Origin of the sequence: Mycobacterium colombiense (assembly GCF_001672755.1) — a bacterium.
Taxonomy (GTDB): domain Bacteria; phylum Actinomycetota; class Actinomycetes; order Mycobacteriales; family Mycobacteriaceae; genus Mycobacterium; species Mycobacterium colombiense_C.
Window position 1 is genome coordinate 15,511 of the sequence record NZ_LZKI01000039.1, and the last position, 23,627, is coordinate 39,137.

At 63.6% G+C, this 23,627-nt stretch carries 13 protein-coding genes and 2 pseudogenes; 7 read left to right on the top strand and 8 right to left on the bottom strand.

Annotation, left to right across the window (positions count from 1 at the left end; genetic code table 11):
* Positions 1-3: 3 nt before the first annotated feature.
* The 4 genes from A5708_RS05425 to A5708_RS05440 all read left to right on the top strand — a co-directional run bounded on the left by A5708_RS05425 (position 4) and on the right by A5708_RS05440 (position 4,533).
* Positions 4-1,290, top strand: coding sequence for a glycosyltransferase (locus tag A5708_RS05425; RefSeq protein ID WP_065027641.1), 1,287 nt, complete (start codon positions 4-6; stop codon positions 1,288-1,290).
* A 93-nt stretch (positions 1,291-1,383) separates the two neighbouring features.
* Complete coding sequence (locus A5708_RS05430; protein ID WP_065027642.1) at positions 1,384-2,187, top strand: TylF/MycF/NovP-related O-methyltransferase; 804 nt, start codon at positions 1,384-1,386, stop codon at positions 2,185-2,187.
* A 160-nt stretch (positions 2,188-2,347) separates the two neighbouring features.
* A complete protein-coding gene (locus tag A5708_RS05435; protein WP_065027643.1) occupies positions 2,348-3,103 on the top strand; it encodes a TylF/MycF/NovP-related O-methyltransferase in 756 nt (251 codons plus the stop codon).
* A 197-nt stretch (positions 3,104-3,300) separates the two neighbouring features.
* The gene (locus tag A5708_RS05440) at positions 3,301-4,533 is read left to right on the top strand and encodes a hypothetical protein (RefSeq protein WP_065027644.1); all 1,233 of its coding nucleotides are present in this window, start codon (positions 3,301-3,303) and stop codon (positions 4,531-4,533) included.
* Positions 4,534-4,627: 94 nt separating this feature from the next.
* Here A5708_RS05440 and A5708_RS05445 read toward each other — a convergent pair whose 3' ends face one another.
* Both A5708_RS05445 and A5708_RS27385 read right to left on the bottom strand, forming a co-directional pair.
* On the bottom strand, positions 4,628-5,884 hold the full coding sequence (locus A5708_RS05445) for a glycosyltransferase (protein WP_065027645.1): 1,257 nt from the start codon (positions 5,882-5,884) through the stop codon (positions 4,628-4,630).
* Positions 5,885-6,061: 177 nt separating this feature from the next.
* Positions 6,062-6,430, bottom strand: a pseudogene (locus A5708_RS27385) (IS481 family transposase); the annotation flags it as partial.
* Between the two features lie 6 nt (positions 6,431-6,436).
* On the opposite strand from A5708_RS27385, the pseudogene A5708_RS25965 reads away from it, so the two are divergent.
* Positions 6,437-6,900 (top strand): annotated as a pseudogene (locus A5708_RS25965) (glycosyltransferase); the annotation flags it as partial.
* A 5-nt stretch (positions 6,901-6,905) separates the two neighbouring features.
* Here A5708_RS25965 and A5708_RS05455 read toward each other — a convergent pair.
* The 6 genes from A5708_RS05455 to A5708_RS05480 all read right to left on the bottom strand — a co-directional run bounded on the left by A5708_RS05455 (position 6,906) and on the right by A5708_RS05480 (position 15,903).
* Positions 6,906-7,697 (bottom strand): ABC transporter permease, encoded by a 792-nt coding sequence (locus tag A5708_RS05455; protein WP_081292827.1) that lies wholly within the window; start codon positions 7,695-7,697, stop codon positions 6,906-6,908.
* Positions 7,697-8,437: an ABC transporter permease gene (locus A5708_RS05460; RefSeq protein WP_065027647.1), complete on the bottom strand. Its 741-nt coding sequence runs from the start codon at positions 8,435-8,437 to the stop codon at positions 7,697-7,699. Before A5708_RS05460 ends, A5708_RS05455 begins: the two co-directional genes overlap by 1 nt.
* The gene (locus tag A5708_RS05465; RefSeq protein WP_065027648.1) at positions 8,434-9,381 is read right to left on the bottom strand and encodes a daunorubicin/doxorubicin resistance ABC transporter ATP-binding protein DrrA; all 948 of its coding nucleotides are present in this window, start codon (positions 9,379-9,381) and stop codon (positions 8,434-8,436) included. The genes A5708_RS05460 and A5708_RS05465 overlap by 4 nt, the downstream gene beginning before the upstream one ends.
* A gap of 164 nt (positions 9,382-9,545) precedes the next feature.
* Entirely contained in the window at positions 9,546-12,464 is a 2,919-nt protein-coding gene (locus A5708_RS05470; protein WP_065027649.1) for an RND family transporter, read from the bottom strand.
* A gap of 89 nt (positions 12,465-12,553) precedes the next feature.
* Complete coding sequence (locus A5708_RS05475) at positions 12,554-15,448, bottom strand: RND family transporter (protein WP_065027650.1); 2,895 nt, start codon at positions 15,446-15,448, stop codon at positions 12,554-12,556.
* Positions 15,445-15,903, bottom strand: a complete 459-nt coding sequence (locus A5708_RS05480; RefSeq protein WP_065027651.1) for an MmpS family protein — start codon at positions 15,901-15,903, stop codon at positions 15,445-15,447. Before A5708_RS05480 ends, A5708_RS05475 begins: the two co-directional genes overlap by 4 nt.
* A gap of 791 nt (positions 15,904-16,694) precedes the next feature.
* On the opposite strand from A5708_RS05480, the gene A5708_RS05485 reads away from it, so the two are divergent.
* Positions 16,695-16,925 (top strand): MbtH family protein, encoded by a 231-nt coding sequence (locus A5708_RS05485; RefSeq protein ID WP_003877688.1) that lies wholly within the window; start codon positions 16,695-16,697, stop codon positions 16,923-16,925.
* A gap of 46 nt (positions 16,926-16,971) precedes the next feature.
* Positions 16,972-23,627, top strand: a 6,656-nt coding sequence (locus tag A5708_RS05490) for a non-ribosomal peptide synthetase (RefSeq protein ID WP_155765903.1), incomplete at its 3' end; no start/stop codon positions are given.

Genomic DNA, 23,627 nt, shown 5'->3' on the forward strand with positions numbered 1-23,627 from the left:
GCGATGAAATTTGCTGTGGCAAGCTATGGAACGCGTGGGGATATAGAACCTTGCCTCACCATCGGTCGTGAGCTGATGCGCCGGGGGCATTCCGTTCGGATGGCCGTCCCGCCCAATCTCGTCAGCCTGGCCGAAGCGGCCGGACTTCCGGCGATCGGCTATGGGCCCGATATGCGCGACTTTTGGAGCGACGAGTTCATTCGGGACTTCTGGAAGAACTTCCTCAAGGGACCGATCAGCCTCATGCGCGAAGCCTGGGAACCGGTTCTGCGAAACTGGCAGGAAATGAGCTCGGCGCTGATGTCGGTGGGCGCGGGCGCCGATTTGCTGTTCACCGGCCAGCTTTACCAGGATTTGGCCATCAATGTCGCCGACTACTACGGCATTCCGATGGCCACGCTGCACTACATTCCGATGCGTCCCAACGGCCAACTGCTTTCGAAGGTTCCCGGACCCATGGTCCGCACCGGCATGTCGATCTACGACTGGATGTGCTGGCGGATGAACAAGAAGGCCGAGGATCGGCAGCGCCGCGAGCTCGGCCTGCCGCCCGCCACGGTCGCGTCACCGCGACGCATCGCCGAACGTGGATCGCTGGAAATCCAGGCGTACGACGACGTCTGCTTCCCCGGGCTGGCCGACGAATGGGCGAAATGGGGCACTCAGCGGCCGTTCGTGGGTTCGTTGACCATGGAACTGACGACGGACTCCGACGACGAGACCTTGTCGTGGATTGCCCAGGGAACGCCGCCGATATGTTTCGGCTTCGGCAGCATGCCCGTCGCCGAAACTCCCGCCGATACGGTCCGGATGATCGGCGCCGCCTGCGCGGAATTGGGGGAGCGGGCCCTGATCTGTTCTGGCTGGAGCGACTTCACCGATGTGCCTCAGTTGGAGCACGTCAAGGTCGTCGGCGTGGTCAACTACACGAAGATCTTCCCCGCCTGCCGTGCCGTCGTGCACCACGGCGGATCGGGTACCACGGCGGCGGGCCTGCGCGCCGGCGTTCCCACGCTGATCCTCTGGACGGCGGGTGACCAACCGATGTGGGGGTCGCACGTCAAGCAACTGAAGGTGGGTATGTCTCGGCGGTTCTCGGCCACCACGCCCGAATCGCTGGTCGCGGACCTACGAAAGATCCTCGCGCCGGAGTACCTCACTCGTGCCCGTAAGCTCGCCACCCGGATGAGCAAGCCCGCCGAGAGCGCAGGTCACGCCGTCGATCTGCTGGAAGAGTTCGCCCGCTCGGGGCGTTGTATTCCCGGCGTTCCAGCAGAGCGAAGTCGCTGAGTGGGCAACGGATACACTGCGAAACGCATTAACGGCGTCCACGCGGCGTCTAGGCTCTACCGGTACTACTGGCTTGCGGATTAAGGGGCAGTTTTGGCCGTGACCGATCACGACACGCGGTTTGCATACCTCGACCTGCTCCGGCGTGACCTCACCAGGTATGGCAGTGACGAGCTGGTGCCGGTCGGGTTGTACCGCCTGGGTCGTCCCCTGTTCAGTACCCGCAACCTGATGCTCGTGCGGAAACGTCCGTTCAACAAGCAGGCGCGCGACCTCGGGTTGGACTGGCCGGCGGATGCCTTGACCATGATCGGCATGACGCGGCTGACCAGCTTGCAGAACTGCGTTGAGACGGTGCTGGAAGAGGATGTGCCCGGCGACCTGGTCGAGTGCGGTGTGTGGCGCGGTGGCGCCTCCATCCTGATGCGCGCCGTGCTGGCGGCCCACGGGGACGAGAAGCGCACGGTGTGGCTGTGCGATTCATTCGCCGGAGTGCCGCCCCCGGACACCGCCAATTACAAGGCGGACAAGGGGATTAAGCTGCACCGCCACGCCCGCATCCTGGGCGTGCCGCAAGATCACGTCAAGGCGAATTTCGAGCGCTACGGGTTGCTCGATGACCAGGTCCGTTTTGTTCCGGGCTGGTTCAAGGACACCCTGCAGGATGCCCCGATCGACCGGATCTCGGTGTTGCGGCTGGACGGCGATCTGTATGAGTCGACGATTCAGGCGCTCGATGCGCTCTATCCGCGGCTGTCGCCCGGAGGCTTTTGCATCGTCGACGACTACCACGCGATCAAGGCGTGCGCGCAGGCCGTTACCGACTACCGCACGCAGCACAACGTGACCGGTGAGATCGTTGAGATCGACGGCACCGGCGTGCTGTGGCGCAAGTGAGATAGCTGAAACCCTAAGTGTACGAAACGGTTTGCCCTCTAGCGAGGGATGGTCGAAACGCGGTCACGGCCCCCGCATTGCGGTTCCCCGGGACGGCGTCCCCGCCGATGTTAGGGTTGCCGCCGTGGCAACTGGGCTGACGACTGGCACCCGCCTCAGGATGTGGTGGGTGCGCACCGAATACTGGCTCGCGCGTACCCTGCTGCCTGACGTCTACGCCAACGACGCGTTGATCACGTTCAACAATTTCCACGGCTTCCTCGACGATCCCGACTTCCAGCGCGCCTACCAGCGCGGTGCCAAATCTCTCGGCAACGAGGACTGGTACCAGTGGCAATGGCGCGTGCACGTGGGGCTGTGGGCCGCCGCGAGCGCCAGCCACCTCGAGGGCGATTTCGTCGAGTGTGGCGTCAGTTACGGCTTTTTGAGCAGCGCCATCATGGAATACCTGGACTGGGATCGGCTGGGCAAGACGTTCTACCTGCTCGACACCTTCGCCGGCCTCGACCCGCGGTTCGTCACCGACAACGAACGCCAGGCGGGGGCGCTGGCGATCAGCGAGGGGCATCTCCGTAACGGCATGTACGTCAACGGAGTCGACAGCGTCCGCGCCAATTTCGCGCAATGGAAAAACCAGCGCATCATCGTGGGCGCCGTCCCGGAAACACTCGAGCAGATGGAGGCGACGTCGGTGGCCTACCTGCACATCGACATGAACTGCGCGCCCCCCGAAGTCGCTGCGCTGCGCTTCTTTTGGCCGCGCTTGACACCCGGCGCGTTTGTGCTGCTGGACGACTACGCGAATCGGGGACGCGACGAGCAGCGCATCGCCATGGATGAGGTCGCCGGCGAGCTGGGTGTGAAGATCTGCACATTGCCCACCGGCCAGGGTCTGCTCATCAAGCCAGCCCGCTAAGCCGCAGGACGGCCGTTGGCAGCTGATGCCGTCCGCAGCTCCTTTGGAATCCGTCGGCTCATCGCGACAGGCCAGTTGTGTCCTCGCCACCAAGGTGACATCCACTTTCCCGAGTGCGCGGATCGGGATGCTTCTGACCAAATCGCAATTCGCCAAATGAGGTAATTACCAGTCGGACTCTGGCTACAATCCGACATGTGCAGTTCATACAGGTAAGTGACCGCGTTAAATTCGGCTACGCGAGTCTCGCAACATTCTTGGTGGTCTGGCTAGCATGCATGATCGCGCTTGCGATCGTGTTTGAACCCTCGATGTATTTTTTCTCGTACTACTCAGTAGATTACACAATGGGTTTCGTGCGACGTGGACTTGCTGGTGAACTGCTGCATCTGTTTCCCGGCGAGTCGTATTTCACCCGTTTGTTGACGTTGCGTTGGCTTGTGTCGGCAATCTTCATTGTCAGTCTCACGGCCGTAGCGTGGATGGTAGGAGCCAAGTCCGGTCGGTCCGAACGCCGGGTCATGCTGGCCCTACTCATACCCGTCCTGCCCTTCGGCTTCACGTTCGCAGTATTTTGCCCACACCCCGACCTTTTTGCCGGGGCAGCGTTGGCCGTGTTCGCGGTGGTACTTGCTTCTGTCAAGCTAGACCGGACAATCGTGTTCGCGAGTGCAGCTTACGGCTTAACCATGGCCTTGCTGACCTTCGTCCACGAAGGGGTGCCGCTTCTGTTCTCGCTCGGTGCGATCTTGGCGGTTCTGGCTCTGGCAGCCGAGAGTTCACCGACGATTCAGCGTATTTGCATGCTGCTCGCGATTGCGCCCGGCTTACTTGTCACGCTAATAACGGGATTGGTTGGGCGGCGGGGAATCTCGGCACAGCTATGCGGGCTGGTGCCGCACCAAGCGGTCGATTGGCCAGCGGCGGGAAAACTGACCATGGGTCAGATGATGAAAGGCCAACATGTCTACGTGGACTATCACGACTGGGTTTGCCGGAACATCGTTAGTCGCTTCGACCAGACCCCCAACGAGGCCTCAAGCTTCGTCGCCAGTGTCGGCGCAGGCGCGCTGATCAGTTCGCTGGTGTTTGGCATCTTCGTTTTTGCGGTGACCATCTTGACCATGCGGTACGTTTCCGGTGTGCCCTTCACGCGATTCTGGGAGGCGCTACGCGGTCGGCTACTATGGCTGACGCTTGGAGCGGTGCTAATGCTTCCGGTCTTCCTAACCGCGGTCGATTGGACCCGGTGGTGGGTAACAATCTCTTTCGATGTGTGCCTGGTCTACGTCCTTTACGCGAGCGTTCAGCCTGAGATTGCCCAGCCTCCGACTCGGCGCACGCGCGTCTTGTTTGTGGTCGGCCTTGTCTTGTTCGCTTTGTTTCCGATCGGGACCATTCCGAACTTGGGGATCCCAGTACCTGTTTGATCGCTTTCGTAGCTGGGATCGATACGATGCGGGTGACGAGTAACCGCTTCCTGCAAATGTGCTTGCTCTTCCCGATTGACTAAGTGTGCGCTCGTTAGTGACAAATTTTTTGTCGCACCGCTTCTTCGAGTAGATCAGCAGTGTCGGCAACGGCTTCGGCGGGTTTCCTCATTCGGGCGGCGAGTTCGCGGACTCTGATTGCATAGTCTGGGGCAAGGATAGTGCGCAAATCCGCCACCAGCGATTCCGGTGTGGTGGCCGAAAAACGCCGGGCGGTGCCGACTTTCAAGCGTTTGATCTGCGCCCCCCAATACGGTTGATCGGCCGAGCTCCACAGGGCCAGGGTGGGGATGCCCGCACGCAGACTTGCGGCCGTGGTGCCCGAACCGCCGTGATGAACGATGGCACGGCAAAGGGGAAAGATTGTCGCGTAATTCACCGGACCCGCCACTTTGACGTGGTCGAAGTGGGGCACGTCGCTGAAGTCGGCGCCGCCGAGGCAAATCAGAGCCCGCTCACCCAGGTGCGCACACGCCGCGGCAATCATGCCGACTGTGTCGGCCGCGGATTCGAGCGCGATGCTACCGGACCCGAAGCAGATCGGCGGTGTCCCCGAGGCGATCCAGGATGCGACGTCGTCGTCGGCGTCCGTCGGCAGCTGCATCGTCAGTGCACCGACAAAGGGGCGACGGTCGCCCCATCGCGCCCATTCGGCTGCCAGTCCGGGAAAGAAGATCCGGTCGTAAGCCTGGATCTCCAGCGACCGGCGGTCGGCGATTCGCCGCTGGGCCCGATGCGTTGCCTTCGGCAGGCTGAGTGCACCCCGCTGCGCATTGTCGACTTCCTTCGTTGACTGCCAAAACAGCCATTCGATCACCGTCATCGCCGAGCGCATCAGCGGCGCCGGCACGCTCGGCACGAGGCGGCCATTTGCCCGCATGGGGAAGTGATGCAGCGCGGCCAGCGGGATGCCGTAATGCTCGGCGACGTTGGCCGCTGCCTGCTCGAAATTCAGGCCGGTGGAGAGCAGATCGGCGCCGTCCGCCAACGACTGCAACGTCGTGCCGACGTCGCCCCAGTACCTGATCAGGGGATCCCAGACTTTGGGAATCTGCCGGATCGGATTGCGAAAGAAGTCCTTCCACATGTTGCGCAGGAATTCCTCGTCCAAGAATTCCTGCACTTTCGGCCCGTACGGAACCGCAGCGAGACCGGCAGACTCGACGAAACCGACCAGCTCGGGCGGGACGGCCAGGCGAACGTCATGCCCTCGGCGCAGCAGTTCCAGACCGACGGCGGCGGACGGTTCGATGTCGCCGCGAGTCCCGTAACTCGCCAGGGCAAACTTCATTACGCGTCCTTGCCTTTGAGTTCGTGTACCGCGACGTCAAGGGTATCGGCCATTACGTTTAGTTCTGTCAGCCCGTGTCCATAGGCTAGCGTGGGGCTGCTGCGCGTAATGCAGCCAGGGACACACTTTGTCCGAGGTTAGGCCGACCCGGTGGAGCATCGTCGATAACTCTTCACAAACTTTGCCGTTGGTCTGACGGCGATAGGGGCGGTTGCGCCGGTGTGCGATTCCGGGCAGGGCCTCGCGGCAATTGCGAGATCGGTAACAGGATCCGTTGCCAGTCGACGCTTTTTGAACGGTGATCCCGCATTCGGTGAACCATGTGTTCGCGCAGATCCAAAACGCTGCCGTGGTCTCTTAGCGTTCATCGACCAACAACTCGCTGTAGGTCAGCCGCGAGTGCGAGTCGATAGCGGTGTGCAGGAAGTGATAGCCCTGCAGCGGCTGACTGCATTTGTTCATTGTCCCGGTCTTGCCGGCCTAGGCGTGTCGCTTACCGGCCGACCGGCCCAGCATCCGCCAGCTGCCCCGGCGGGGATCATGCCCGGCCACGACAATAAGCCCAGCGATCTGGTGTACGGCGACGTGATCATGCGCTCGACCGGCGCGTGCCAGGCCGGTGCCTTCGACTTGGACCGTCTGGTGTTCGAGACCAACATCTGTCATCAGTCGATCTTTTACGGCGCGAGCTGTTCGCCGGCATCGGTCCCTACAACCTGCGTCATCCGATCTGGGCCGACTGGGACTTCACCATCCGCTGCTTCTCCAACCCGGCGCTGGCCATCCGGTACATGGACCTTGTTGTCGCGAAGTACAACGACCTGACCGGCCTCAGCATGAGAGCGGGCACCGACAAGGAATTCAGAAAACGGCTGCCCATGTACTTCTGGGTGGCGGCGATGGAGACCTGCGGGCGATTGCTTTCTTTTTTGAAGGAGAAGGAGAACCGCAAGTTGGCGGTGCGTTCCCGTCTCATACGGCTAAAGGCCGTATACAAAGTGCGAGCACGCGGGTAGACCACTCACGCGGCGGACTCGGCGGCCTTCCGATAGCCGCGTAACGCGACTGGCATGAATATCGCCAGCAGCACGATTGCCCATATGCCAGTAATCGCCAGGTGCCACGAGATCGGCCCGCCGTGGGCTAGCGCCCGCATCGTCTCGAGCGGTGGCGATATCGGCTGCATGCGGACCAACGGACGAGCCCAACCCGGGAACAGCTTGAGCGGAGTGGCACCCGGATTGACGAACGCCATCGAGAACGTAACGCCCAACAACAAGGTCATCGCGCTACGGCCGTTCTGGCGGGTTGCCAGCGCCATCACGAGAGCCGTAAACCCGGTCACCACGATGGACGGGATCAGAATGAAAAGTAGTGCGGCGGTCCAGCCTTCCGTGAAGCGCAGCCCCATCGTCATCCCGATTGCGGTGATCAGTAGCGTTCCTATGAGGGCCCGCACGACCTCGGCGGTCATCCATCCGGTGACCGCGCTCGCCCGGTGTATTGGCAGCACCCACATCCGGCTCATTACGTGCGACTGGCGGTCGATGGTGATGCCCACTGAGTCGCCAAGGGAGCCGAAGAGCGCGGATATGACCGCGCACATAGGGACCACGCCGTAAACGCTGTCCGTTCCCGTGACCTTGTGCACCTGCTCGCCCAACACAATCTGGTAGCAGAACAAGAGGAAGACAGGGAGCAATAGCGACCCCATCAGGACGGCTTGATCACGTCGCCAACGGAGCAACAGCCGGCCCGCCTGCACCCAGCTTTGGGTCCACAGAGATCCCTGCGGCTCGAGGCGATGAGTCATTAGCCGCGCCTCTGCATCCGCAACGCGATCGCGCCGAAGATCAGCACCATGCCAGCACACCAAGCCAGGGTGGCCGCCAAATTGGTGGGCTTCACATGCCCAAAGGCCAAGCCGCGCAGCGTTTCAGCGAACTGTGACACCGGCTGGTTGCGGACGTACGGGCGCAGCCAGCCGGGAAAGGTCTTCTCCGGGGCGATTCCGGTGGACAACAGAAATAACAACAGTTGCGGGACAAAAAGCAGATGACTGGCCCCTTGGACGCTGTTTGCACTCGACCCCAGAGCATCGGCGCCCAACGTTACCGCCAGGCACAGCAGCAACGAGATGAGCAGGAATGCCAGGGCATGGCCAAGTCCACCGGTCATCCGGAAACCGAAGGCGTAGCCGGTAACCATCGCCACCACCAGCGAGAGCACGGCTCGCATCAACGTGGCTGCGGTGCGGGCGGTCACCGTGGCTGAGGCAGCGACCGGTAGAGTCCGCATCCGCTCGCCGAATCCGGACAGGTGGTCGCGCGCCGCGCGGTCGGCGGTGAGCAGCCCAACGACGATCATCGATTGGGCAACCACGGCCGGAAGAAAGTATTGCGTATAGCTGATGTGCCCGGTGTCGATCAGACCATGCAACGCCACACTGAATCCCGCCAAATAGGCTGCCGGAGAGAAGATCTCAAAGATCATCTCGCCGTCCCGAGCCGCCGACATCAGCGAACGTTCGGTGAGGGCGGACAAAGCGCTCATGACCGGGCGGCGGTCCGTTCGGTCAGATGCAGGAAAGCTTCATCGAGCGAGGGCTTACGCAGCGAGATATCAGCGAGCTCGAGTCCAAGCGCGTCGACCCGCCGGAATACCTCGACCAGCGTGGCCACCCCATCGGGTGCGAACACCGACACCGAATTGGTGTCGTTGTCGATATCAACGCCCTCGAGTCCGTTCAGCGCCGCCGCGACCTGAGCCAGGTCGGCGGGATTGGCAGGGGTCACCTGGCAGTAGCTGGTACCCACCGCCCGCTTGAGCTCTTCTGCGGTGCCGCTGGCGATTACCTGCCCGTGATCGATGACGACGATCGAATCGCTGAGCACGTCGGCCTCTTCCAGGTACTGCGTGGTCAGCAGCACGGTGATGCCCTGCACGGTCAGCGAACTCACCAGGGCCCACACGTCGCGACGGCTGCGTGGGTCCAGCCCGGTGGTCGGCTCGTCGAGGAAGAGCACCTGCGGCGGCACCACCAGGGCGCTGGCCAGATCGACGCGCCGGAACATGCCTCCGGAGTACGTCGACAGCCGCCGGTCGGCTGCGGCGACCAGATCGAACTGTTCGAGCAGCTCGTCGGCGCGCACCTTCGCGCGCTTGCGATTCAATCCGCGCAGCCTGCCGAACAGGACCAGGTTTTCCCGGCCGGTCAGCATGGGGTCCATCCCGGTGAATTGTCCAGCCATCCCGATGCTGGCACGTACCTCGGACGGCTGGCGGATGATGTCGTACCCGGCGACGCTGGCGTTTCCAGAGCTCGGGCGGATCAGCGTGGAAAGAATGTTGATCGTGGTGGTCTTGCCGGCTCCGTTGTGGCCGAGCACACCGCACACCGTCCCGGCCGGAACCGAGAAGTCGATGCCGTTCAACGCGAGCGTGTTTCGCCCGAATGTCTTTGTGAGGCCTACAACCTCGATCGCAAGTGCACTCACGGTACGAGTATTTCACGGTGCGTAATGGCGTGCGGACGGTATCGGTGGATAGCGCTATGGGGGATGGCGCAAGCCCTTCCTCGATGGTCACCGCAGATTCCGCTGGCGCCGCCGAAATTCGTTCGCAGTGGGGGAGTTTCGAGCAATGAAACGACCGGGACCACCTAGACAGTCGGCCTGGCGATCGGGATCTCGGCGGTGGGGGCGTCCATGTCGACCTCGTCGTGGTGCAGCAGGGTGCGTACCGACTGACGCGTCCCCACGGAGCGAAGCAGCAGACTGGCCGGCCTCGGCCGCACCAATTGCGGCCACCAGAACCATCGGCCGAGCAGCGCAGCGATGGTAGGCGTCATGAACGAGCGCACGATCAAGGTGTCGAACATCAGGCCCAGGCCGATCGTGGTTCCGACCTGACCGATGATCCGCAGGTCGCTGACCACCATCGAAGCCATGGTGAACGCGAACACCAGGCCGGCATTCGTCACGACCTTCCCGGTGCCGCCCATTGCGCGAATGATGCCCGAATTGATGCCGCCGGCCAGTTCCTCTTTCATTCGGGATACCAGCAGCAGGTTGTAGTCAGAACCGACCGCCAACAAGACGATCACCGACATCGGCAGCACCATCCAGTACAACTTGATGCCGAAGATGTACTGCCAGATCAACACCGAGATCCCGAACGATGCGCCCAACGAAAGCGTCACCGTGCCGACGATGACCAGAGCGGCAATGAAACTTCGGGTCAGGATCAGCATGATGATGAAAATCAGGCACAGCGCACCGATACCGGCGATAAAGAGGTCGTAAGTGGAGCCGTCGCGGAAGTCCTTGAACGTCGACGCGGTACCCGCGATGTAGATCTTGGCGTTTTCCAGCGGGGTGTTCTTCAGCGCCTCTTCGGCCGCCAGCCGGATCTTGTCGATGCGGTTGACGCTTTCAGACGTCGCGGGGTCGCCCCGGTGCGAAATGATGAAGCGAGCGGCCTTCCCGTCCGGCGACAAGAACTGGGCCATCGCTTTCTTGAAGTCCGCATTGTCGAAAATCTCGGGCGGCAAATAGAACGAGTCGTCGTTTTTCGAATCGTCGAACGCCTGCCCCATAGCGGTGGCATCCTTGTCGTTATTTGCCATCTGGCCGATGATTCCGGACATGGTGCTGTGGTTGGTAAGCATCATGTTGCGCATGTCCTCGGACATCGCGATCATCGGCGGATACTGCTCGAGCAGCTGAGGCATCAGCTGGTCCATGTGATCGAGGTCTTGGAGCAGACCGACCATCTTGTCGCTGAGCGTGTCGACACCGTCGAGCGTTTCAAAGACATTCCGCAACGACCAGCAGATCGGGATGTCGTAGCAGTGCTTCTCCCAGTAGAAGTAGCTACGCAGCGGCCGGAAGAAATCCTCGAAATCCGACATCTTGTCGCGAAGCTCCCAAAGAACGGCGGCCATTTCTTTGGTCTTCGTAATCGAATCGTGCGTTATGTCGGTCATGCGCTTCTGCAGCGAGTAGATGCGCTTCATGATCTCGATCTGCTTGGCCATCATGTCCGCTTGGACAAGCATGTCGTCCATGCGCGCCCGCATGTACTTCATGTCCTGACCCATTATCGACTGTTGCATGCTGAGCAGGAACGGGATCGACGTGTGCTGGATCGGTGTTCCCTCGGGTCGCGTAATGCCCTGCACACGAGAGATCCCGTGAACGGCGAAGACCGCCTTGGCAAGTCGGTGCAGCAACAGAAAATCGGCCGAGTTTCGCATGTCGTGATCGGATTCGATCATCAAAATCTCGGGCATCATGCGCGATTGATTGAAGTGGCGGTCTGCCGCCGCGTAACCGACGTTGGCGGGAACGTTGTCGGGCATGTAGAGCCGGTTGTTGTAGCTCGTCTGGTAGCCGGGCAAGGTCACCAGGCCCACCAGGGCGACCGCGATCGTCGCGCACAGGATTGGCGCGGGCCAACGGACGATCGCCGTGCCGATCCGCCGCCACCGGCCGTACCCGATCGCGCGCGTCGGGTCGAACAACCCGAAGCCACTGCCGACGGTCAGCACCGCCGGAACCAGCGTCAGGGCGATCACCACCGAGATGAGCATGCCCACGGAACAGGGCATGCCCATGGTCTGGAAGATGGGCATGCGGGTGAAGCTCAGGCACAACATCGCGCCGGCGATCGTCAGGCCGGAACCCAAGACGACGGGGGCGACGCTGCGATAGGTGGTGAAATACGCCGTCTGCCGGTCTTCGCCGGCCTGGCGCGCCTCCTGATAGCGGCCGAAGAAGAAGATCGCGTAGTCCGTGCCGGCGGCCATTGCCAGGGCCACCAGCAGGTTGACGGCGAAGGTGGAGAGTGCCATCCAATTGTTATTGGCGATAAAGGCGATCACGCCGCGAGCGGCGAACACCTCGATCCCGACGGTGAGCAACAACAGAATGACGGTCGTGATCGAGCGGTACACCAGGAGCAGCACGACGAAGATGATCAAGGCGCCGATCATCGTCATTTTCAGAATGGATCGGTCGCCGGCGAGCTGCATGTCGGAGAACAGCGCCGACGGACCGGTGACGTAGGCCTTGACCCCGGGGGGCGGTGGTGTCCGCGCGATCACGTCGCGGATCGAGGCCACGGATTCCTGGCCCAGGGTCGTGCCTTGGTTGCCCGCCAGATTCAACTGCACATAGACGGCCTTGCCGTCCGGGCTCTGGGCGCCCGCCGCGGTGAGGCGATCGCCCCACAGATCCTGCACATGCTCGATATGCTTTGTGTCGCTTTTTAATTCAGCAACCAGTTTGTCGTAGTAGGCATGAGCCTGGTCGCCAAGCGGCTGCTGCCCCTCCAGGACCAGCATCGCGAAGCTGTCCGAATCGGATTCCTTGAAGTCCCGGCCCATGCGCTGCATGGCCTGCACCGCCGGTGCGTCTTGAGGGGCGAGCGGCACCGAATGCTGTTGGCCCACAATCTCGAGCCGGGGCACGCCGAACGTCACCAGCAAGGTCAGCGCCACCCACCCGATGATGATGAACACGGCAAGGTGGCGAATGGACCGCGCGAAGCGCGACGGCCGGGCTGCGTGCGTGGTCATAAGCCCCTCGACAGCTCGACGACGCTATTGCCCTGTGTCACAGTGTTCCCCACGGTTGCTGTTCCCATCCTGAAGTGGAAAGCCGCCACTTATTGCGGCTGCTTCAGGAGCAGTGAACGCACCAACGGACGGGGGCCGGTGTGCCGCAGCATCGTGCTGGCCGGACGGGGGCGCACCAGCTGCGGCCACCAGAACCAGCGTCCCAGCAATGCGGCGACGGACGGCGTCATGAACGCCCGCACGATCAGCGTGTCGAATATCAAGCCGATGCCGATCGTCGTGCCCACCTGGCCGATGCTGCGCAGCTCGCTGACCGCCATCGAGGCCATGGTGAAGGCGAACACCAAGCCGGCGTTCGTCACGACCTTTCCGGTACCGGCCATGGCCCGGATGATGCCCGTGTGGATCCCGGCAGCCAACTCCTCCTTCATTCGGGAGACCAATAGCAAGTTGTAGTCAGAACCCACCGCCAACAGCACGATCACGGAGGTGGAAAGCACACTCCAGTGCAGTTGCATGTGCAGCAAGTACTGCCAGACCAGCACGGACAACCCGAAGGACGCGCCGAGCGAAAGCAGGACCGTGCCGACGATGACCATTGCGGCAATGAAGCTTCGCGTCATGATCAGCATGATGATGAAAATCAGGCAGATCGCGGATACGCCGGCGATCAAGAGGTCGAACATGGATCCGTCGACCAGATCTTTGGTGATTGCCGCGGTACCGGTCAAATAGATCTTGGCGTTTTCCAGGGGAGTGCCCTTGAGCGATTCCTCGGCCGCCGTCTTGATCTGTTCGACCCGGTTGAGGCCATCGGGTGTGGACGGGTCGCCCCGCTGGGAGATCAGCAGACGGACGTCCTTGCCGTCCGGCGACATGAACACCTTCTCGATGCGCTTGAACGACTCGGACCCGTTGATGATCCCGGGCGGCAGGTAGAAGGAATCGTCATTCTTGGAGGCATCGAACGCCTGCCCCATAGCGCTGGGATCCTTTGCGCTCGAATCCATTTGGCCCATCACACCCGACATGGTGCTGTGCATGGTCAGCATCATGGTGCGCATCCCCGACATTGTTTCGATCATGGGCGGGATCTGCATGACCAGCTCGGGCAAAATCGCATCCAGCTGGTCCAGGTCCTTCACCAGGTCGCCCAATTTGTCGGTGACCTCGTCAACGCCGTCGAGCGCGTCGAAAATGGATCGCAGGGAGAAGCAGATCGGGATGTCGTAGCAGTGCTTTTCCCAGTAGAAGTAGCTGCGGAGCGGGCGCCAGAAGTCCTCGAAATCCGAGATTTTGTCTCGCAAATCTGACGTGATGTCCTGCATTTCATGCGTCGTCTTGACCATGTGGTGAGTCGTGGCAACGAGCTCTTTCATCAGGTCCAGCATGTGCTGCATGAGGCCGATCATCTTGCCCAGCTCATTGGCCTGCGTGAGCATGTCGTTCATGCGGTCTTTTTGGAAAGCCATGTTCTGCATCTGGCTGGCCTGACCCATGCTGATGATCCAGGGAATCGTCGTGTGCTGCAGTGGCGTACCTTCAGGGCGGGTCACGGTCTGCACCGTCGCGATTCCGGGCACCGCCAGCACGCCCTTGGCGAGTTTGTTGATGACGAGCATGTCCGTCGGGTTACGCAAGTCGTGATCGGTCTCGATCAACAGAATTTCGGGCATCGACATGCGCTGCCCAGGGAAGTGCCTTGCCGCGGCCGCGTACCCCACGTTGGCGGGAATACGGTCCGGAATGAATTTCTGGTCGTCATAGCTGGGCTTGTAATTCGGCAGCGTCAACAGCCCGATCAGCGAGACGGCCAACGAGGCGATGAGAATAGGTGCTGGCCACCGCACGACGGCGGTACCGATCCGTCGCCACCTACGGGTCGAGAGCGCACGCCGTGGGTCGAACAGGCCGAACCGGGCTCCGGCGGCCAGAAGGGCCGGGCCCAGCGTTATCGCGACCAGGACCGCGACGGAGATACCGACGGCGCAGGGAATACCCAGCGGTTGGAAATAGGGCAGCCGGGTGAAGCTGAGACAGAGCACCGCGCCGGCGATGGTCAAACCGGAGGCCAAAACGACCTTGGCGACGCCATTGAATGTGGTGTAGAAGGCCTCTTCTCGGGTTTCGCCCGCATTCCGCGCCTCTTGATATCGGCCGACGAAGAAAATGCCGTAGTCGGTACCCGTCGCAATAACTGCGGCGACCAGCAGGTTGACGGCAAAGGTGGTAAGGCCGACCAACCCGAGATGGCCGAGCAGCGCGACCATTCCGCGCGCGATCTGCAATTCAAGGCCGACGATCAGCAACAAAAGAATGACCGTGACAATCGACCGATAGACGAGCAGCAACGTCAGGAAAATCACGCCAAGGCTGACCAGCGTGACCAGCATGATGCTCTGCTGACCGGCGATGTTCATGTCCGCGATGATGGGCGCGGGCCCCGTCACGTAGACCTTCAAGCCCGGTGGGGGCGAAGCCTCCTGCACGAGCTTTCGAACGGCCGCCACGGATTCGTCACCCGCGGCCGCGCCCTGGTTACCGTTCAGGTTCACCTGTACGTATGCGGCCTTACCGTCTTGGCTCTGTGCGGCGCCGCGGGTCAGCGGGTCGCCCCAGAAGTTCTGGACGTGCTGCACGTGCGCGTGGTCGTCTTCCAGCCGCTGAACCAAGCGGTCGTAATACCTGTGCGCGTCGTCGCCGAGTTGCTGCTGGCCCTCCAGCAGGATCATCGCCAACGCGCCGGAGTTGGTCTCGTGGAAGTCCTGGCCGAGGCGCTCCATGGCCTTGAAGGACGGCGCGCCCAACGGGCTCAGCGAGACCGCGTTCTCCGCCTCGACCTTATCCAGCGAAGGGACCCCGATGCTGAGCAGCACGGCGACCGCGAGCCAGCCCAGAATGATGGGAACCGACAGACGATGAATGATCCGCGCGATACGTGGTCGCGCGGCTGGCTGGGTTTCCAGTTGGTGCTGGGTGGTCATGTGGCCGTCAACACGCAGTAGGTGAATGCATTCAATTCGTGCGAGATCCTCTCGGCTTTGACGACACCGTCGACCACGATGCGGCAGCCGAGACTATCGCTGTTGCCCTGCGCGACCACATTTCCCACGATCGATGGCAGCGTCGTCGAGATGTCGAACGTCCACGGCAGCTCGACACCGTTGATGTGGTTCGGCTCGCCGTTGGCGTCAAAGTAGCTGATGTCGGCCATCGACCCGGCGGGGCCGAAGACCTCATACTTCACGTGCTTGGGGTTGAACGGTTTGGTGTCCTGTTGCCTGGATTCGGCATAGGTCGGCCGCTTCTCGGAGCCGAAGACGCCGTGCAACCGCGAGACTGTCATACCTCCGGCGACGACGACGGCCACGATGACCAGCGGGATCCACAGTCGGCCCAGGAAGCCGAACACACCAGGTCCCTTTTTCGTCCGCGTCATCTGAGGGCCGCTTTGCTGCACGGGTTCAGTTGAAGATCGACGACCAAAGCCTAGGAAACGACGTTGGCTAATGTCTCGTCCTTCCGCGATGGTGTTGTCGGGCCGCGCCCGGACATCCGATTCGACCATTACACCCCCTTCAGCCGTGTCCATGCCCGGGTAGTCCTCGTCGTTCGCACATGCAACTACACACCCATCGCGACACGCCAGACTGCGGCGCTGCGAATGTGCCTCGGACACTCCATGCAAGCCCCGCCCCGGGGAGCGCGACCAGGTCTTGTTGAGTAAACCACGCCAGTCGCTTCCGTATCAGTGCTTTGGCAACGCGATACGGGATCGTAATGCCTATCGCGTGCGCAAACGGCGTTTGCTGAGTGACGAATCAGCCCGTTGCTTCGTCACAGCCGACACCACCTAAGCACAGCGGGTGCACGGTGTCACCGGGTGGGCGATCCCGCGCCAGGACCGCCAGCACTCTGCCAGGTTTCGCCTCGTGGTGATTTTCCCGGCCCCTACGACTTCGGCTAGGCTGGCTGGCGACAAGCACAAAAACTTCATCGGCCTGAAGGGCGTGCCTGCTCCAATAGCGATATTTCGCAGCCAACGCCATTGATGCAGGTCACTGCAGCGAATTCCGGGGCATCGGGGCCCCGCCGCACACCAATTACTGGATGGCATCAACGCCTTCTGGGTCACACCAGGAACTTTGTCCAAACCACGGGCGAGCGATCTAGGGCTCAACTATGGTTTGGACCTGTTCCACTCATGTCCACTATGCATCCTGGAGAATTGTGAGCATCAACCCATTCGACGACGACAACGGCAGCTTTTTCGTCCTGGTGAACGACGAGGAGCAACACAGCTTGTGGCCGGCCTTCGCCGATGTTCCTGCTGGCTGGCGAGTGGTCCACGGGGAAGCCGACCGAGCTGCGTGTTTGGAGTACATCGAGCAGCACTGGCCTGACATTCGGCCGAAGAGCCTGCGCGACAAGCTCGCAACGGGTCGGGGTTTTGACCAATAAGCAGTCGGGGTACGGGGCGGGTGGTGGCGGAGACTTGGGGGAGTCGATGGAGAGGGAAGATCGGGCACTTCCGCTAACGCGCGGGCAGCTTGATATCTGGTTGTCCCAAGAAGCCGGATTCGCCGGCACGCAATGGCAGCTCGGTCTCCTGGTCAAAATCGACGGCGTCGTCCATCACGATGCGCTCGAGCAGGCGATTACCCAGGCGGTCGCCGAGGCCGAGCCGGGCCGGGTCTCGTTCTTCGAAGTCGACGGCCAGGTGGTGCAGAAGCCGGTCGACTACCCGCTCGTCGAGCTGACGTTCGATGACCTGAGGAGCGCGGCCGACCCCGTGCAGGAAGCCCGCGAAAGGGCTTCGTCAATCCAGCGCACGCCGATGGCGTTGAACGGACAGCTGTTCAAATTCGTGCTATTTCAAACTGGGCACGAGGAATTCTATTTGTTTGGCTGCTGCCACCACATCGCCATCGACGGTCTGGGCATGGCCCTTGTTTGCCGTCGGGTCGCGACCATTTACTCCGCGATGGTGGCCGGAAAGCCGATTCCCGACGCCTATTTCGGTTCGGCGCAGGACTTGGTGGAGCTGGAGTCAGGGTACGAAGCCTCCGAGGACTACGCCGAAGACAAGGCCTACTGGAGCGAGCACCTGCCGCCGGAGAGCGGACCGGTTGATCGCCTGCCCGACGCCGCCGGCGAGCGCGATCATTACTCGCCGTCCGCGTCCGTTCAGTTGGACCCCTCGGTTGCCAACCGCATCAAGGAGCTGTCGAAAAAGCTTGCCATCCGCCGCTTTTCGGTCACCACCGCCGCGTGCGCCCTTCTGGTGCGCGGGTGGTCCGGTAGCGGCTCGGAGGTGGCGCTCGACTTCCCGGTCAGCCGGCGGGTGAGTCCGGAGTCGAAAACGCTTCCCGCGATGCTCGCCGGCGTGGTGCCGCTGGTGCTGGCGACGGAGCCCCAATCGACCGTCGCCGATTTTTGCAAGCACGTCGACACGCGGATTCGTGAACTCCTGCACCACCAGCGCTTCCCGGTACACACCCTCGAGGGCGACGGGCTGCGCCAAGCGCCGAACCGGGTCGGGATCAATTTTCTGCCGATGAGATTGACCCTGGATCTCGCCGGCTCGCCGGCCACCGCGTCATACACCAACCACGGCCCTGTCGGGCACTTCGGACTGTTCTTCCTCGGCGCCGGTGACCAGCTGCACCTCAGCACCGCGGGCCCGGGCCAGCCGTTCGCCAGCTTCGGCGTCGCCGACCTGGCGGGACGCTTGCAGCAGATCCTGGAAGAGATGACCGCCGACCCGGAACGGCCGCTGTCGTCGATCGATCTCCTGACCCCCGACGAGCCGGCCCTGCTGGACGAGTGGACCAACCGGCCGACACTGCACGAGCCGGTGCCCGCGCCCGTGTCGATTCCCCAGGCTTTCGCCGAGCATGTGCAGAGCACGCCCGAGGCGGGCGCGGTGACATTCGACGGCCGCTCCTTGACATACGCGGAACTCGACCAGGCGTCCAACCGGTTGGGCCATCTGCTCGCCGACCGCGGGGTCGGCCCGGGGGACTGCGTGGCGGTGCTGTTCCCCAGGTGCGCCGACGCCATCGTTTCGATGATGGCGGTGCTCAAGACCGGGGCGGCGTACGTACCGATCGATCCGGCGCACGCGTCGTCGCGGATGGACTTCGTGCTCGAAGACGCCGCACCCAGTGCGGTGATCACCACGGCGGAGCTGCGCTCGCGGCTGGACAACCACGACGTCCTGGTCGTCGACGTGCACGACCCCGCCATCGACACCCAGCCCAACACCGCACTGCCGCTGCCGGCGCCCGAGAACACCGCGTACATCATCTACACCTCCGGAACCACCGGAACCCCCAAAGGCGTTGCGATTCCTCAATACAACGTCGTGTGGCTGATGGAGTCGCTCGACGCCGGCTTGCCCAAGGGGAACGTGTGGACGCAATGCCACTCCTCGGCCTTCGACTTCTCGGTGTGGGAGATCTTCGGCGCCCTGCTGCGCGGTAGGCGGCTGCTGGTCGTGCCCGAATCGGTGGCGTCCTCGCCGGCGGATCTGCACGACCTGCTGGTCGCGGAGAAAGTCAGTGTGCTGACCCAGACCCCGTCGGCGGTGGCGATGCTGCCGGCCGACGGCCTGGAGGACACGGTGCTGGTGGTGGCCGGCGAGGCCTGCCCGACCGACGTCGTCGATCGGTGGGCGGCGCCCGGGCGGGTGATGCTCGACGCCTACGGTCCGACCGAGACCACGGTGTGCGCGTCGATCAGCACGCCGCTGGTGCCCGGATCGCCGGTGGTGCCGATCGGCTCCCCGATCGCCGGCGCGGCGATGTTCGTGCTCGACAAGTGGCTGCAGCCGGTGCCCACCGGTGTGGTCGGCGAGCTGTACCTGGCGGGTCGCGGCGTCGGGCACGGCTACGTGCGCCGGGCCGGCCTGACCGCATCGCGGTTCGTGGCCAACCCCTTTGGCGGCCCCGGCGCGCGGATGTACCGCACCGGCGACCTGGTGTGCTGGGGTCCAGACGGGCAGCTGCAGTACCTGGGCCGTGCCGACGAGCAGGTCAAGATCCGCGGCTACCGCATCGAACTCGGCGAAATCCAGGCCGTGCTGGCCGGACTCGACGGAGTGGACCAGGCCGCGGTGATCGCCCGCGAGGACCGCCCCGGCGACAAGCGGCTCGTCGGCTACATCACCGGAACCGCCGACCCCGCGGCGCTGCGCGCCACGCTGGCCGACAAGCTTCCGCCCTACATGGTCCCGACCGCGGTGATGGTGCTGGACACCCTGCCGTTGACCGGCAACGGCAAGCTCGACAAGCGCGCCCTGCCCTCGCCCGAATACGCCGCGAGTGAGTATCGGGCCCCGGCCGACGCGATCGAGCAGATCCTGGCCGACATCTACGCCCAGGTGCTGGGGGTGGAGCGCGTCGGTGTCGACGACTCCTTCTTCGACCTCGGCGGCGACAGCATCCTATCGATGCAGGTGGTGTCGCGGGCCCGCAACGCCGGCGTAATCTGCCGCCCGCGAGACATTTTCGTGGAGCAGACGGTCGCTCGCCTGGCGCGCGTGTCCGAGGTGGCCGCCGACGGTGAGTTCGGTGCGGCCGACGAGGGGATCGGGCCCGTGGTGGCCACCCCGATCATGCGCTGGCTGCAGACCATCGACGGCCCGATCGACGAGTTCAACCAGACCATGGTGCTGGCGGCGCCCGCCGGCGTGAGCGAAGCCGACGTGGCGGCGGTGCTGCAGGCGCTGCTGGATCGTCATCCCATGCTGCGGCTGCGGGTGCAGGACGACGGCGCCGGCGGCTGGTCCCTGGAGGCGCCCGAGGTGGGCTCGGTGCAGGCCGGCGACTGCCTGCGCGTGGTCGACACGTTGTCCGACGCGGCGCTGATCGAGGCCCGCGGTCGGCTCAATGTGGCCGACGGGGCGCTGCTGAGCGCGGTTTGGGCAAGTGCGACAAGCCAATTGGCGTTGGTCATTCACCACCTTGCTGTCGACGGCGTCTCCTGGCGGACCCTGATCGAAGACATCAACATCGCCTGGGCCCAGCTTCACAACGCCCAGCCGGTGGCCTTGCCGGTGCCCGGAACGTCTTTTGCCCGTTGGTCTTCGCTGCTCGCCGACTACGCGCAGAGTCCGGCGGTGACCGCGCAGGCCGACGCGTGGCGGCAGGTGGCCGCCACCCCGGCGGCACTGCCGGCCGTTGCGGCCGGGGACACCTACGCGACCGCCGGGCAGTTGACGGCATCGCTGGACGTCGACACCACCCGGCTGCTGCTGGGGGAGGTGCCCGCGGCGTTTCACGCTGGCGTGCAAGACATTCTGCTGATCGCGTTCGGGCTGGCGTTCACCGAATTCTTGGGTGAAGCCACCCCGATCGGCATCGACATCGAAGGCCACGGCCGTCACGAAGAGGTGGCGTCCCGCGTGGACCTGTCGCGCACGGTCGGCTGGTTCACCACCAAATACCCTGCGGCGCTGAAGATCAACGGCACGCTGAACTGGTCGAAGGTGGTCGCGGGTGAGGCCGCGCTTGGTGCGGTGATCAAGGACGCCAAGGAGCAGCTGCGCGCCCAGCCCGACGGTCTGACCTATGGCCTGTTGCGTTACCTGAACACCGAAGTCGACCTCGACGGTCCCGACCCGGTGATCGGGTTCAACTACCTGGGCCGGTTGGCCGCGGGGGCCGATCTGTCCGACGACCTTTGGCGCGTCAGTGAGGACAGTTTGTCGTCGGCCGCCGTGGCCACTGCGGTCGCAATGCCCTTGGCGCACACCGTGGAACTCAACGCGGGCACCATGGACACCGAGGCCGGCCCGAACCTGCACGCCAACTGGCGGTGGGCGCCGTCGGCGCTGACCGACGAGCAGGTAAACCGGTTGAGCCAGTTGTGGTTTGAGGCCCTCACCGGAATCTGCGCGCACGTGCGCGCCGGGGGCGGCGGGCTGACCCCGTCCGACATCGCCCCCGCCCGGCTGGACCAGCAACAGATCGACGAGCTGTGCCGGCAGCACCAGATCGCCGACGTGTTGCCGCTCAGCCCCGTCCAGCAGGGGTTGCTCTTCCACAGCAGCTTCGCGCAGGAACTCGAAGACCTCTACGCCGTGCAGCTCGGCATCACCGTAAGCGGTTCCCTTGACCCGCAACGGCTTCGCGACGCGGTGCAGACCGTCGTCAACCGCCACCCCAACCTGGCGGCCCGGTTCCTCGACGAATTCGGCGAGCCGGTGCAGATCATTCCGGCCGAGCCGGTGATGGCCTGGAACTACGTCGAGCTGACCGGCGGCGACGTCGACGAGCAGGTCGAGCAGCTGTCCGCGGCCGAGCGCACCGCCGTCTGCGACCTGGCCGGCCAGCCCGCCTTCCGGGCCGCGTTGATCCGGACCGCGCCCGACCGGCACCGGTTCCTGCTCACCATCCACCACATTGTCATCGACGGCTGGTCGCTGCCGGTCCTGATGCGCGAGGTGTTCGCCGGCTACTACGGCGAGCGGCTGCCCGCACCACCCTCGTATCGCAGCTACCTGATGTGGCTGGCCGCTCAGGATCGCGCCGGCGCCCAAGCGGCCTGGGCCGAGGCGCTCGACGGATTTGAGGCGCCCACGCTGGTGGCACCGCCGGGCAAGATCGGCCGGCGCGCCGTTGCCACCTATACGGTGTCGGCGGACACCACCCGCGCCCTGAGCGAATTGGCCCGCTCCAGCCGCACCACCGTCAGCACCGTGCTGCAGGGTGCATGGGCGCAACTCCTGACCTGGCTGACCGGCCAGCACGACGTGGCCTTCGGCACCGCGGTCTCGGGCCGGCCCACCGAACTGCCCGGCGCGGACGCGATGGTCGGTTTGTTAATCAACACCGTTCCGGTGCGGGCCGACATCGCTGCCGCGACCACCGTCGCCGACCTGCTCGAGCAGCTGCAACGCGCCCATGCCGAGACCCTCGAGCATGAACACTTGGCGCTCAACGAGATTCACCGCGTCACCGGCCACGACCAACTGTTCGACACGCTCTTCTTGTACGAGAACTATCCGATCGATGCCGGTGCGTTGCTGGGCGTCCAGGAATTGGCCGTCACCGAATTCAGCAGCCGCGAATTCAACCATTACCCGCTCTCCGTGGTGGCCACGCCGGGACACGAACTGAGCCTGCGCGTCGAGTACGACACCGAGGTGTTCGAGGCATCCGCCGTCGAAAGGCTGATCGAGCGGTTGCGTCAGGTGATGGCGGCCATGACGGCCGACCCCGCGCAACGACTTTCGTCGATCGATCTGCTCGACGCCGCAGAGCACGAGCGCCTCGACGCCTGGGGTAACCGGGCGATGCTGGCGCGCCGGCCGCATGGCCAGGCGTCGATTCCGGCGATGTTCGCCGCGCAGGTGGCCCGCGCCGCCGACGCGGTGGCGATCACCTGCGGCGAGCGGTCGTGGACCTACGGCGAGGTCGAAGAGTCGGCGAACCGGTTGGCGAACCTGCTCACGGAGCAGGGCGCCGGCCCGGGGCAGCGAGTGGCAGTGGTGATCCCACGGTCCGCCGAAGCGGTGATGGCGATCTTCGCCGTCCTCAAGACCGGGGCGGCCTACGTGCCGATCGACCCGGGCGTGCCGGAGGCCCGGCTGCAGTTCGTGCTCGGCGATGCCGCACCGGTTGCGGCGGTGACCACCGCCGAGGTGCGCTCGCGGCTGGACGGGTTCGACGGGCTGATCGTCGACATCGACGACCCCGCCGTGCGCACCCAGCCCACGACGGCCCTGCCGGCGCCGGCTCCGGAAAACATCGCGTACATCATCTACACCTCGGGCACCACGGGCACGCCCAAAGGCGTCGCCATCCCGCACCACAACGTGACGTTGTTGCTGGAGACACTGGATGCTCAACTCGGGTTGGGCCAAGTGTGGACTCAATGTCACTCGCTGGCGTTTGACTTCTCGGTATGGGAGGTTTTCGGGTCACTGCTCTACGGCGGACGCCTGGTGGTGGTGCCGGATGCGGTGGTGCGTTCGGCTGAAGACCTGCATGCGTTGCTGGTTCGCGAGCAGGTCAGCGTCCTGAGCCAGACCCCGTCGGCGTTCTACGCGTTGCAGAGCGCCGATGCGTTGGCGCCCGAATTGGGTGAGCAGCTGAAGTTGCAGACGGTGGTCTTCGGTGGTGAGGCGCTGGAGCCGCACCGGTTGTCGACGTGGCT